This window comes from Pseudoalteromonas sp. ABE4_541 (assembly GCF_056312285.1).
The window spans coordinates 15243-29267 of sequence record NZ_JBSVEM010000013.1; the positions used below are offsets into that span (position 1 = coordinate 15243).

The following is a 14025-nucleotide window of genomic DNA, read 5'->3' on the forward strand; positions in this document are numbered from 1 at the left end:
ATGAATAATTATCAAAAATACTGTAAGCCTTCGCTTCACAAGGCGCTACAAACAATGGGGCTAGACGTTGAGTTTCACCGTGCAGATCAAGATAAACTGTTTTATTACGATACTGACACAGCAACAGAAGTAGAAATTCTGGATTTGCTTGGTGGTTATGGCGCTGTTCTTTTAGGCCATAATGACTCTGAGCTCACAAAAGTAGCAACGAGTAACTATCTTGAGCAAAGACCATTCAATGATCAATTTGCCGTCAGAAGCAGCTCAGCAAACCTTGCCGCTGTTCTTAATCCGATTATAAAAGCGCAAACCCAGAGCGATAATGACTTTTTATTTTCGTTTTGTTCTACAGGCGCTGAAGCGGTTGAAGTGGCGATTAAACATGCTGAACTTGCAAGAACTCAGCACAATCAGAATATTTCAAAAGAAATTGAATTTGCGCTTTCTAACTTAGCACGTCAAGGCGATAAAGCGCTGAATCTAGGCACAGAATTACAGCAAAAATTAGGTCTACAAGACGAAACACTTACGGCTAAAACACTGGCTGATAAGGTGCGTGACTATAACCGTGAAATTATGAGTCAGCAGCCGCTTTATCTTGCTTTAAAACATAGCTTTCATGGCAAGTTGAGCGGTTCAATTCAACTGACTCACGGTTTAGGGTTTAGAGGCCCGTTCCAGCATATGGGATTAACGTCTCAATTTATCGATACGGACAACATTGAACAGCAAGTTCAAGCGTTATTTGATGAACTCAATAATAAACTGATTAAAGTCCGTGTAAATAATGAACAAGCCTCTATGCGCGAGGAAACTGTGCAATTGGTTAGTGGCTTGTTTGTTGAACCAATTCAAGGTGAAGGCGGTGTTCATTGCTTAACCAGCGCGCACGCGCAACAGTTGCATGCAGCAGCTCAGTTGCTCGGTGCCCCAATTATTTCTGATGAGATCCAAAGTGGTTCAGGGCGTAGTGGTGAGTTTTTAGCGGGTCATCATATCGGATTGAAAGCTGATTATGTGATTCTGTCTAAGGCGCTGGGTGGCGGTATTGCTAAAATAGGCTTGGTTGCAATCAAGCAGTCTCGTTACGCCGTGGGCCACGATTTAATGCAAAGTTCAACTTTTGGTGAAGATGGACATTCAGCTGAAATCGCAAGAGCTTATGTAGAGCGATTGCATGCAGATGAAGGGACTATTTTATCAAGAATTCAGCAAAGAGGCGCGCAACTAAAAACGCGTTTAGAGCAGGTTCAAGCTGAATTTCCAGATGTCATCATTGATGTCAGAGGGCGTGGTTTGCTGTTAGGTGTTGAACTTAAACCGTTGCATGATGCCGAGTCTTCAAGCTTGCGTTCAATATCTTATCAAAATGCGTTGGGATACATTGTTGCTGGATTTATGTTCAACGAACATCAACTCCGTGTAGCGCCATCAGCTAGTGCGCCAAATGTAATAAGACTTGAACCAAGCGCATGCTTAACGGATGAAGGAATTGAGAGGGTTGCTCAGGCCTTCGAGCAATTATGTAAAACATTGCGTTTCCAAGATGCATACTTCTTGATCCGCTACCTATCAAAAGGCTTCGATAATCGATTACAAAGAAATCAACCTGAAGATTACCGAGGAATATACCCTGTTAGCGAAAAGCCGAATTGCACAGTGAAAGTTGCCTTTATCAATCACTTAATATCACCTGCTGATATGTTCAGTGTAGAGCCTTCTATGGCAAAGGTTTCATTTGAGGAAGTTGAGTATCTGATGAATAAGATGGACTTTGACTTACGTGTTGCACCGCTTTCTCACACAAAGTTCACTTCGAAACAAGGTAATAGCGTTGAATTTGTTATGTATCCACTTGGGATCACTTCAGCACAAATTTCAACCATGATTGAAAACAATGAGCTTGAACAAATTCGTTATGCGGTTGATGAGCGTGTAAGCGCTGCAAAGGCTGATGGCTGTTCAGTTGCTGGCCTAGGTATGTTTACTTCCGTTGTAACCAATAATTGTAAATCAATCAGAACACCAGATATCACTTTGACGACAGGTAATTCACTCACGGTAGGTATGTCAGTTGAAGCAGTAAAATCTCATTTAGATTCAGTAGATCGACAAGTTAAACGCGCGGCGATAGTTGGCGCTGCAGGCAACATCGGCACCGTTTACGCATCGATGATGACTGAGATAACACCACAACTTGTACTTATTGGTAGTGGCCGTAGCGGCTCATTGAATCGCTTACAAAAGGCTGCTGAATCAATTTATCAGGATGTATTTGAAGATCTGATATCTGGTCGTCAAACAGAAATGGGGTCGGTACTTATGCAAAACCCTGAAATAAGTCGTTGGGTTGAGCAATTACCGGGTGACAAAACGATTGGTAAGCAAATATTTGCCCTGTTTGATGGACAAGAAAATGCGCCGATCAAGTTATCAAACGAACTAAGTGAAATTAGTCGCTGCGAGTTACTCGTGTGTGCCACAAACGCGTCACAAGCATTCATTGAACCCGAGCTGCTGCAGCAAAACACAATCATTTGTGATGTATCAGTGCCACATAATATTGATGAAGCAACTTTGGCACAAAGACCGGACATTACATGTATCCGAGGTGGGGTTGTGGCGACGCCACATAAAGAGAGTTTAGCTCAAAATGTTCGGGCTTATCTTAATGCTGGTGAGGTTTACGCGTGTATGGCGGAAACAATTTTGCTCGGTTTAGATGGTACTGAACAGCATTACTCTTACGGTGACTTAAGCAAAAGCAAAGTCAATCAGATTTTAGATATGGCTGACAAACACGGATTCTCGCTATCTCAGGCGAAAGTCGAAAACTCGATGTAAGGAGAAAAACATGAGTAATTTAACTGCGTTTGTGACTGGCGCTACTCGAGGGATTGGCCGAGGTATTGCCTTGTCTTTAGCGCAAGCGGGCTATGATGTTGCGTTTTGCTACCGTAATAAGGCCGTAGCAGATGAGTTAGTTTCAGAACTGAATGAGCTGGGCGTACAAGCGCTTGCGATTGAAGGAAACTTGGACGATATCAGCGCAATCCCGAGTATGTTCGATACGTTTGCGACAAAGTTCGACACCTTAGACTTGCTGGTCAATTGTGCGGGCTTAACTCGAGATAATTTGTTGGTTAGTACTTCAGACGAAGATTTATTGACGGTTATTCAAGTGAATTTGGTTGCGACGATGGTATGCAGCCGTGAAGCACTCAAGCTGATGCTGCCTAAAAAACGCGGGAATATCGTTAACATTTCATCTATTTCTGCGCATAAAGCAAACCCAGGGCAAGCTAGCTACGCCGCGAGTAAGGGGGGCGTGGAGTCATTTACTAAGGCGCTGGCCGTTGAGGTAGGCAGGAAGAAGGTACGAGTGAACTGTATTGCACCCGGTGTGATTGAGACGGATATGGTACAGGATCTGTTGGCGGATAGAGGTGGCGACCTTAAGAAGAAAGTATTAACAAAACGTTTTGGCCAGCCTTCAGATATTGCAAAGGCAGTATTGTACCTTGCAGATCCCGAAAATGAGTTTGTCACTGGACAGATCATTGAAGTGAATGGTGGGATGATGCTGGTATGAGTACGATGAAATTAGCAGTAGTAACGGGCGCAGGAAAAGGAATTGGGGCGGCGACCTGCCGACAGCTTCTTGAGCAAGGCGTCACTAAAGTAGTTGCTATGGACATTGACGAAAAGGCCCTTGGCGAGCTGAGTAACTCAGTTCAATCACCTGAGAGCTTGGTGCCTCTAGTTTGCGATTTACGAGACTTTGCTGCGTTGCAAGAAAAAGTAAGCTGGATATTGCGTGAACTCGGTAAACCAGACGCTGTGGTGATAAGCCATGGTGTCGCTGACGAAAATGAAATTTCTGACAATGATGTTTGGGATAAGGTTGTATCAACCAATTTATTGTCTTCGCAAAGGCTCCTGTCACTGCTGGTTGATGAGATGAATAATGGCGGCGGCATTGTGATCATATCGTCGATTTTAGGTTTAGTCGGCAAGGTAAAAAACACGGCATATTGTACTTCTAAGCACGCCTTATTAGGCATGATGAAAGGACTTGCGTTGGATTTAGCAAGAAGAAAAATCAACGTTAATGCAATTTTGCCTTGTTGGGTTGATACCCCAATGCTTCGTAACGAAGTACAAAAGCAAGCAGATATGACAGGGATCGAGCTTGAGGCGATGTTACGCCAAATACGCAAACGGATCCCTTTGCGCCAATTTGTTAGCTCAGAGGATGTTGCAGCTAGTGTCGCGTTTTTACTCTCACCGCAAGCAAAAATGATAACGGCTCAGTCACTGGTAATTGATGGAGGTGAAGGGTGCGGTATGTAGTCGCTGGAACACTGATGCTATTGAGCACGAGTAGTCAGGCTTCTTGGTTTGTGCAACCGGCGCTTGAGGTGAGTTATAGCCACAATCTGGTTGATAATTATGACTCAAGACGACAAGTTGCGTTGGACTTAGAGGCTGAATATCAACGTGATGCATTCTCATTTAAGTTTGATGGCTCCTATTATCATGACTTTATTTATCAGTCTGAATCTGAACGCTATTCGCAACGCGATGAGGATGTATACGAAAATCGTTTACGCGTTGATGAGGGATATGTTGGTTGGGAATCCGAGACTGTAATGTGGCGCTTCGGTGTTCAGACAGTAGCTTGGGGCGAAGCGGACGACTTACGACTAGTCGATGTGATCAACCCACTTGATTTTAGGGACTCAGTATTATTCGACTTGGACGAATATCGAATTGGTGTTCCGGCCATTCGCGCCGAGGCGTTTTTGTCTGATGACGTAACGCTCGATGTGATCACATTACTTGGCTATCAATCAAACCGTTTTGTGCCGCAAGGCGGTGAATTGACTACTCCAGGTTATGTCGATGTCGATATTAGTAAAGACGAAATTATCGAAGTTGGTATGAGGTTAAGTTCATTTTTGTGGGGTGCGGATGCTAGTTTATTCGCATTTTCAGGACATAACGACACGCCGATCCCGTTAGGTATGGAAGCCTTTTCTGGCGCCAATCAAGATGAATGGCTTAAAACAAAGCGCTATACCATGTTAGGTACAACCATTAGCTCGCCATATAAAGAGTACTTATTTAGAGGTGAGTTCGCGTACTCAATGGACATCTTGGAAGCGGGAAGTGATTTTAGCTATAAGTCTGTAGATAAAATTCAAAGCCTATTAGGCGTTGATTATCGTTATATCGATTGGAACTTCACGTTTCAAATTGCTCAAAACTATATCTCTGGCTATTCGAAAAACCTAATTGCTGAAAGGACAGAAAATACCCTCACGCTATCAGCTGAGCGAGAGTATATGGCGGGCATGTTAACTACCAGAGCCGCATATAGCTATGTTGATAGCTATAACGGGGGCAGCCTATATCAAATCAAAATGACTTATCGACCTACTTCAAAAATATTGCTTACGTTCAATATTGATGTTTTAGACGGTGATCAAGGCAACGCGTACGGAGTCTTGCAGAACCAAGATAGGTTATACGCAGCTATAAAATATTATTTCTAGAAAAAAGGATGAACGATGAAGAAAATCATAAGTTTAGTTTTGCTGATGAGTGCTGCTGCACATGCATCTGATGCAAATAGTATTCTGACAAAGGTTAGGGACCGCTACGATGGCGAGGACTATGTTTCTAAGCTGACATTGAAAACAACCCTCCAAGATGGGCTGGTCAATACTCGTCAGATGTACATGATGCAAAAAGATATCGATGATGAAGAGTTCAGCGTTATGTCTGTGCAAGCGCCGGTAGACTTGCGAGATGTGAGTTTTCTAATGAAGACATACAAAGAGAAAGCACAGCAAGAAGATGAGCAGTGGATGTACTTACCAGCGTTTCGTAAAGTTCGTCGTATTTCTCCTGTAGACAAACGTGGTGCCTTTATGGGCAGCGAATTCTCATACTTTGATCTAGATAAACTCAGAGTGGGTGATTTCAATTCAAAAGTTTTGGGTGAAGAAACTGTAAATGGCCGCCCTGCGTGGAAAATTGAACGTATACCTACTAATCAAGACGTTATCAACAAAACTGGTTACTACAAAGTGATCGTATGGGTTGATAAAGAACGCGATCTTGTCATTAAGCAAAGATACTTTGATGCAAAAAATATCGCGTTTAAAGAACAAGAGTCAGTGTCTGTAGAAAAGCTTCAAGACATCTGGACAATCACCAAAAGTAAAATGACAAACCATGTTGAAAATAAAGTGACTGAGGTTATTTATCACCAGACAATTTATAACGTAGGTTTGCCCTCATCAGCATTTAAAAAGAGCAAGTTGAGACGCGGTATTAACCATACCGATGTAGCAATGCTTAAACCAATTACACTTAACTAATAGAGCAATAAGATATGATGGAGAAATATTTAAATTTCGTTTTCAAGTACCCACTGCTAATCCTAGCAGCGTTGGCAGGCTTGACTTACTATTTGTTCGTATCAATTGGCGGCCTGAGTGAAGACAACAACCCGTACTTCTTACCTGAAACGCACCCAGCGCGTTCAGCAATTTATGAAATGCGTGATGAATTCACAGGAACTTATGACTCAATCCTCGTTGCATTTTATAACAAGGAAGGAGTATTCAATACGCAAACATTAAACGCCATCTATGAGTTAACCGAAAAGTCAAAAGGCATCATGTTTGTTGATGAGACTGATGTTGAATGGCTGCAGTACATTGCTGATGCTAATCAAGGTGTACAGCCACTTGTTGATGGTATCAATCAGATGTTAGAAGGTGGATTGACGCAGAGCGACGGTGAGATTGCACGTGAGTTATATCGAGAGTCAGCCAATTGGGGCGTGGCGTTTCAGGACCGAAAGTTCCTAAAAACAGTTGCTGAACGTTTGGACCCAGTACGTGAAATGGCAGGTATGGCTGCAACAGAGAACGTTTTCTTAGACGAATACGGTACTTTATTTGCGCAAAAGACAGTTAACAATTACGACCTAGACCCTAAAATTGTTAAAGATGCGATCATGAACAACGAGTTGATGGAGCATGGTTTTGTTAATGAAGAAGGCACAATCGCATTATTAGTGGTTGAGCTTAGCTTGTTAGAAGATGATGCCTATGGTCAAGTTCGTGCTTATGAAGCTTACAAGCAGATGGTTGCTGATTATCAAACTGCACATCCTGAGTTCAAAGATGAAATGTATGTAGGTGGTGTTCCTGTATTCTTTGCTGCGCAAAAGCAGGTAATTGATCATGACTTTGGCTTATTACTGCCAATCGTATTGTTACTAATAGCGGTTGTATTAGCACTATTCTTCAGAACAATTTTGGGTGTGGTATTGCCACTACTCAACGTTATACTGTGTACAATCTGGACGCTGGGTATCATGGCGCTGGCTAATTTCCCGATGGATATTATAACCGCGATCTTACCTGTGTTTTTGATCACAATTTGTTCATCAGACGCAATTCACGTTATGGCTGAGTACTATCACCAGAAAAAAGTGACCAAAGAAAGAGCCTTGGCGATGAGACGCGCTATGATATTAATGGCGTCTCCAGTTATTCTTACTACATTGACAACATGTTTTACTTTTATGATTTCAACGTCTACTGCAATTCAGAGTTTACGTAACTTCGGTTTATTGATTTCATTTGGTATGTTTGCAGCATTGATCATTTCATTACTATTAATCCCAGCGGTACTGGCTTTATTTAAAGGTAAAGTTGTAGCGACAAAAGAGAACGTAGTTGATGATAAAAAGATTGCTCAAAAGTACTGGATCAGCCGCGTATTGATTGGTGGCTTGAAACCAGTAATGAAGCACCGTACACGTTTTACTTTCGTATTTGCAGTATTCATGATTGGTGCAGCTTATACCGCATCTCACGTTGAAGTTGACGATATGGGTAGCGGATACTTTGCACAAGATAGCATGTTCCGTATCGCTGATGACTTCATCAACAATAATATTGCGGGCACAAGCCCAGGTTGGATAGAGATTGACACAGGCAGTGCTAACGGTGCGATGACACATGATGCGCTGATGTTTGTTGATAAACTAGAGAAGTTTATCCACGAACAAGAAAAGGTGTCATTCAGTTATTCAGCAGCACGTTATGTGCGTCGTATCTACTACACTTTGAATGATTTTGACCCATCATATGACCGTCTGCCTGAAAAAGTAGAAATTTTAGAATATACAGACGAAGATGGCGAAGTGATCCGTGATTCAGTATCTGGTGAAGATTTGATCCGCCAATCTGTACTTATGTATGAAAACAGTGGTGGTACTGACATCAATAACGTTTACAACAACGACTTCTCTAAAACGATGATCCTGTATACCCTAGGTACAACGGTTGCAAGTGATTATCAGCAGTTCTTAGATGCTTTAGAGCCATGGCTCGCAGAGAATACACCTGAAGGCTATTCAATTAAACTTGCAGGTACACCAATTATTTGGACTGCCGTGCTAGATGCACTTATTACCAGCCAAACTCTAAGCGTATTCCTAGCATTTGCTACTGTAGTTGCTGTAATGAGCTTGTGGTTAAGATCAATCAAACTTGGTGTTGCCGGTACTTTACCACTGATCAGTACTGTTATCGTTTACTTCGCGCTAATGGCTATCTTTGGAATTGAGCTAAATATCGGTACAGCTATCATTTCATTCCTAGTATTGGGTATTGTTGACTACTCAGTACACTACTTACTAAGGATTAAGGTTGAGTTGGAGCGGGGCGTAGCAATCGACGAAGCGCTAGAGTCAGCTATTTTAGTGTCTGGTAGAGCGATTATGGCGAACGTGTTTGTATTTAGTATCGGCTTTGTGGCTTTACTGTTCTCAGACTTTAAACCATTAGTAGATTTAGGTACATTGGTTGGTTTATCTCTATTTATCAGTGGCATCATGACATTGTTCATTGTTACTTTGTTTGCTCCTTGGTTCTTCAGTGCTGAGGCATCAAAGGCAACTGGCGATGTTTCAATGAGCTTGAATAGGGCTTAAACCTTACTATGAAAATAAAATTTACTATCTTTGTAATTTTATTTTTGATGTGTGGCTTCGGCCACGCATCTCAAATAAAAGCATTTACGCCTAGTGAGCTATCGCTTGCACTCGGAGAGCTAGATGCGAAAAAAATGGACCGTTTTGCTCAGTTTTACAATGACAACGTTTACTTTTCAGACCCTGAAGCTCAAGTTGCTGGAAAGGAAAGTCTGGTCTCTTATTTTAGACAAATGTTAGACGTGATTGGTATCAATAAGACCACAGTTAATAAAGTGATAAGAGACGAAAATAACTTAGTCGTTTTTTGGACTTCATATATCTACTTTCAAGGCAAACAGGACGAAGAGTATGTGTATGAAATGGTCTCTGAATTGCAGCTTGATAAACAAGGTTTGATAGTGACAAGGCGCGATTATTTTGACCGAATGGTGAGCTATCAACATATTCCTGGTTTTATTGAAGATGCAGGGAAACGTTTAGAACATCATATAACGTCCAAGGTGAGTGGAGATTAAGGAATAATATGTATTTAGTGACAGGCGCGACAGGGAACACAGGTTCTTTGGTTGTATCCGAATTGAATAAGCAGGGCATTAAACCAAGAGTTTTTGTTCGTAATCAGTACAAAGCGCAAACAGTGCTGGCTAACAATCAATATGAGACTGCCATTGGAGACTTTGCTGATAAGTCGAGTATTGAAAAGGCATTGGTTGGTGTTAAAAGTGTTTATTTGGTTACAAATGAGAATACAGGCTTTTTGGAGCAATTAGATACCTTTATCCGCTGTGCGGAGGCTGCAAAGGTTGAACGCTTTATTGTTTTATCAGCCCTTGCTGATGTGAACTCTGACGTCGAATTTGTGCGGTTGCATGGGCAATATGAACAGAGAATTCAACAGTCCTCATTGAATTACTCTATTATTTACCCAGACTGGTTTATGCAAAATTTTCTTTTTCACCTGCAAAGGAGAGAGTTTATTTTTCCAGGTGGAGATGGCAAAGTCAGTTTTATCGATATTTATGATGTCGCGAGCTTTGCAGCAGCATTAATGACACAACCGGATCTACCAGAACAGCAAATATATTCAATCACAGGTCCTGAGGCGATGAGCTTTTCTCAAGCTGTAGATAAGTTTAACCAAGTGCTCGTACCATATAATGCTAACAAGTTTGTTTATACGCAATTAACGCCACAAGAATATGTTAATTTAATGGTCGCAAATGGACAGCACGCGCAAGGCGCTCAGTACTACGCAGACATGACCAAATTTACCCGTAATGGCACAAATTTCATGCCTACAACTGATTTTGAACGTATAGTGGGAAGAAAGCCGAATAGTTTTGAAGTGTTTATCGACAGATATCTTAACTATGTCTTACAGTGCTTAGGGTAGTATCAATATGAGCAAATACACCCCGTATTTGCTCTATAAGTCATATTTAGAAATGAGCATTTGACCTAACATCTATGACTTGAGTGACAAATCGTATTTGGTGACTAGGGAATCAATATATCGCTCGCGCAAAGAATGACTTCGCTCATGTTGAGCACTGTGGCTAAAAGCGCGATTAAGCAGCTTTAGTGTTTGTAATAAAACTGGTCTTTGCTCAGTTGTAATACTCGCAGCATTACGCTCTTCTGTTATTTCATCGACAATCGCTCTGCCTAGTTCAATATGTACCAACTCTTCAATCAAACCATTTTGGCTTACCACTCCATATTTACTGCATAGATACTGTTGCCAAGCACTTTGTACTTGCTCTGTAATATCTTCACTAAAGCGTTCATCCTGGCACAGGTAACCTTGCTGCTGGCATTTACTTAATGCATGTAAGTATTGCTGATAAAACAATTCAAACGCTTGTGCTGAACTTGAGATTTTATGCTTAAGTAAATCTAACCCCCATTGCACACATCCTCTAGGGTAATAGTCAGTGAATTCTTCACATTCATAAAGTCCCAAAAAAGAACTGCACTTGATTTGATTTTGAATGCTGTAACTTGGTTTTGGAAATAACCCGATTTGTTGCCACTCATCAAGCTGTCCGCTCTCTATTTTTAGTGCATGGCAAAGCTCTTCTGTGCGATAGAAATATGTATTTAGATAATTAAGCAAACTCATAAGTGGTACTGGTTAAATATACAGTGCTTGTATTTTGAATCATGTTCTCATTTTTTACAAGAAAAATATTGATGGTTAAGGCATAACAGCGCGATGAGGAATTAAGCAAAAGACAAAGATATGTTTCAGCTAGATAAGCATGTGGTCTGTTTATTTAAAGGTTAAAGATTATATCCGACGAGCAAAGTAAGGTAGAAACAAAAAATAAACTTGAATGTTGTATTCAATATGCCTTGAATTGCTTGTGTGTTGTGTGTTGTGTGTTGTGTGTTGTGTGTTGTGTGTTGTGTCGGCAAATGCCTTCAAAGCACTCCAATAATAAAATCAGCAACAGAGGGTTATCGCCTGATTTACATAGAATAACGATACGATCAGACTCTGCTTTGCCAAAAGTACCCGAATGACTGCTGTAAAAACACACCGTAAAGAACAACATGCCCTAAATAGCTTGTAATTTAAAAATTTAATAGCGCTAGCACTCGGATAATACCGCTAATTATGGTAAAACAATGCGCAAACTCTGTAACCCCAAAGTAAGAGCAAGATGCGAACAATCCAAACCATAAAACAAGCAAGTTTAATTACTGCAATAAAAACCCCTTACACAATGGCTGGTGAAATTGATCTGGCAACATACGATGCGTTAGTTGAGGCCCAAATTGAAGCGGGTGTTGATGGGATTATTGTGGGTGGCACCACAGGTGAAGGGCAGCTCATGAATTGGGAAGAGCACCTTATGTTGATTGCCCATAGTGTGAACAAATTTTCAGATAGATTAGTTATTGTTGGTAACACAGGGAGCAACAACACACGCGAAGCCATGAAAGCAACTGAATATGGCTTTGCATCGGGTATGGATGCTGCGCTGCAAATTAACCCTTACTATGGCAGAACATCGGTTGAGGGCGTTAAAACACACTTTGAGCGAGTATTAGAAATTGGACCGGCATTTATTTACAATGTACCTGGTCGTACAGGGCAAGACTTAACACCAGATGTTATTGAGCCGCTTGCACAGCATAAAAACTTTATTGGTGTAAAAGAGTGTGCGGGTAATGAGCGTATTGCGCATTATGAATCGAAGGGGATTGCATGTTGGTCTGGTAATGATGATGAGGCACATGATAGCCGTCACTGCTTCCAGTCTCATGGTGTTATTTCCGTGACATCAAACCTTGTGCCAGGTTTATTCCGCCAGTTGATGGACAAAGAAAATAACGAGCTAAATACCCAACTACAACCACTGATGCAGTGGCTTTTTTGTGAGCCGAACCCAATTGCCATTAATAGCGCATTGATCATGACAGGTGCGGTAAAACCTGTGTTCCGCTTACCTTATGTACCTCTTAGCAAAGCACAACAAGCACGTGGTATTGACCTTATTAATGAACTCAATGAAACCGATATCGTTGGTAGTAAAGCAGTGCTAATTGACGAAACATTACTAAAACTTTGTTAGGTCAGCACAAATAACGTATAATCTGCGGCCCTTAATGTATTGGCCGTAGGTTTTTACCATGAATTTTAAATCTTTTAGCTTTTCTCCTTTGCTGTTACAAGCATTAGACGAACTTAATTTTCACACCCTAACCCCAATACAACAAACCGCTATTCCTGTTGTGCGTAAAGGTCACGATGTTTTGGCAACGGCGCAAACTGGCACCGGTAAAACCGCTGCATTTGCACTACCGATCATCCAAAAGTTGATAGAAGGGGAGTCAATTGACAGCCCTAGAGCCTTAATAGTTGCACCAACGCGTGAGCTAGCCGAGCAAATCGCGCAAAACTGCACCGCTTTTAGTAAACACACAGAGCTTAAAACGGTTGCGCTGTTTGGTGGTGTCAGTGCCGAAGGGCAAGCACAACAACTAAGCGATGGCGCTGATATTGTTGTGGCAACACCTGGCCGTTTACTGGATCATATTCGCCTCGGTAACTTGAGCCTAGCAAAAGTCACACATCTTGTTCTGGATGAAGCTGACCGTATGCTTGATATGGGCTTTATTGGTGACATGCAGCAGGTCATTGACCTTGTAGATGACGAGCGCCAGTTATTATTGTTTTCGGCCACTTTCCCGCCAACGATGAAACAGTTTGCGAGTAAGGTGCTACGTCATCCAAAATACGTACAAGTGACGCCAGAAAACACCACGGCAGAAACCGTTCGCCATGTTGTATACCCAGTTGAGCAATCGCGTAAACGCGAGTTATTGTCGGAGCTGATCGGTAAGAAGAACTGGCAGCAAGTGTTGGTATTCGTCAACATGAAAGATGTAGCTGACGAGCTGGTGGAAGAACTGAATCTCGACGGCATTCCTGCGATTGTATGCCATGGAGATAAAAAACAAGGCGCACGTCGCAGAGCTTTACGCGAGTTTAAAGAAGGGAAGTACCGTGTACTTGTCGCAACGGAAGTAGCAGCACGCGGAATTGACATTGAAGGCTTACCTCGTGTTGTTAACTTTGATTTGCCTTATTTGGCCGAAGATTACGTACACCGTATTGGTCGTACGGGCCGGGCAGGTAACTCGGGCCAAGCGATTTCTTTTGTATCTCGTGAAGAAGAACAAGTGCTAGTACATATTGAGCAGTTGATCGAGCAACAGATCAAGCGCTATTACTTACCGGGCTATGAAGTGAGCAGTCGTGATACGCTCATCAAAAAGCTAACCAACAAGCCATCACACCAGCGTCGCCAGCCACGTAGTAATCGTCCAAGCAACCAAGCAAGCGGTGAAGCAAGAGCTAAAAACCGAGCGCGTATTGCGAATGTGCGTAAGCAAATTAAGGGCAAAAAGCTGGGTTTGGATAAGTAATCTCAGTTGAGGCTAAATAAGCTCGTTAAATTCAGGTAAGAAAGCGGCTGGAATAGCCGCTT

General features: G+C 41.9%; 11 protein-coding genes. 10 read left to right on the top strand and 1 reads right to left on the bottom strand.

Annotated elements, in window-relative coordinates; all coding sequences use genetic code 11:
* The 8 genes from ACW689_RS13330 to ACW689_RS13365 are packed head-to-tail and all read left to right on the top strand — an operon-like array spanning position 1 to position 10418.
* Positions 1 to 2844 (top strand): aminotransferase class III-fold pyridoxal phosphate-dependent enzyme, encoded by a 2844-nt coding sequence (locus ACW689_RS13330; RefSeq protein WP_476292128.1) that lies wholly within the window; start codon positions 1 to 3, stop codon positions 2842 to 2844.
* Between the two features lie 10 nt (positions 2845 to 2854).
* The gene (locus ACW689_RS13335) at positions 2855 to 3592 is read left to right on the top strand and encodes an SDR family NAD(P)-dependent oxidoreductase (RefSeq protein ID WP_476292130.1); all 738 of its coding nucleotides are present in this window, start codon (positions 2855 to 2857) and stop codon (positions 3590 to 3592) included.
* Between the two features lie 5 nt (positions 3593 to 3597).
* Positions 3598 to 4353 carry an SDR family NAD(P)-dependent oxidoreductase gene (locus tag ACW689_RS13340; RefSeq protein WP_476292132.1) on the top strand — a complete coding sequence of 252 codons (756 nt, stop codon included), beginning with the start codon at positions 3598 to 3600 and terminating at the stop codon, positions 4351 to 4353.
* The gene (locus ACW689_RS13345) at positions 4341 to 5558 is read left to right on the top strand and encodes a DUF1302 family protein (RefSeq protein WP_476292134.1); all 1218 of its coding nucleotides are present in this window, start codon (positions 4341 to 4343) and stop codon (positions 5556 to 5558) included. Before ACW689_RS13340 ends, ACW689_RS13345 begins: the two co-directional genes overlap by 13 nt.
* Positions 5559 to 5573: 15 nt before the next feature.
* On the top strand, positions 5574 to 6389 hold the full coding sequence (locus tag ACW689_RS13350) for an outer membrane lipoprotein-sorting protein (RefSeq protein ID WP_476292136.1): 816 nt from the start codon (positions 5574 to 5576) through the stop codon (positions 6387 to 6389).
* A 14-nt stretch (positions 6390 to 6403) separates the two neighbouring features.
* Positions 6404 to 9022 (top strand): efflux RND transporter permease subunit, encoded by a 2619-nt coding sequence (locus tag ACW689_RS13355; protein ID WP_476292138.1) that lies wholly within the window; start codon positions 6404 to 6406, stop codon positions 9020 to 9022.
* Between the two features lie 8 nt (positions 9023 to 9030).
* Positions 9031 to 9540, top strand: a complete 510-nt coding sequence (locus ACW689_RS13360; protein WP_476292140.1) for a nuclear transport factor 2 family protein — start codon at positions 9031 to 9033, stop codon at positions 9538 to 9540.
* Between the two features lie 8 nt (positions 9541 to 9548).
* The gene (locus tag ACW689_RS13365; protein ID WP_476292142.1) at positions 9549 to 10418 is read left to right on the top strand and encodes an NAD(P)H-binding protein; all 870 of its coding nucleotides are present in this window, start codon (positions 9549 to 9551) and stop codon (positions 10416 to 10418) included.
* A 72-nt stretch (positions 10419 to 10490) separates the two neighbouring features.
* On the opposite strand, the gene ACW689_RS13370 is transcribed toward ACW689_RS13365, so the two are convergent.
* Positions 10491 to 11147: a DUF6058 family natural product biosynthesis protein gene (locus ACW689_RS13370; protein ID WP_476292144.1), complete on the bottom strand. Its 657-nt coding sequence runs from the start codon at positions 11145 to 11147 to the stop codon at positions 10491 to 10493.
* Positions 11148 to 11691: 544 nt separating this feature from the next.
* On the opposite strand from ACW689_RS13370, the gene dapA reads away from it, so the two are divergent.
* Both dapA and ACW689_RS13380 read left to right on the top strand, forming a co-directional pair.
* Complete coding sequence (gene dapA, locus ACW689_RS13375) at positions 11692 to 12606, top strand: 4-hydroxy-tetrahydrodipicolinate synthase (RefSeq protein WP_476292146.1); 915 nt, start codon at positions 11692 to 11694, stop codon at positions 12604 to 12606.
* 58 nt (positions 12607 to 12664) lie between these two features.
* Positions 12665 to 13963 (top strand): DEAD/DEAH box helicase, encoded by a 1299-nt coding sequence (locus ACW689_RS13380; protein ID WP_476292148.1) that lies wholly within the window; start codon positions 12665 to 12667, stop codon positions 13961 to 13963.
* The last annotated feature ends 62 nt before the right edge of the window (positions 13964 to 14025 follow it).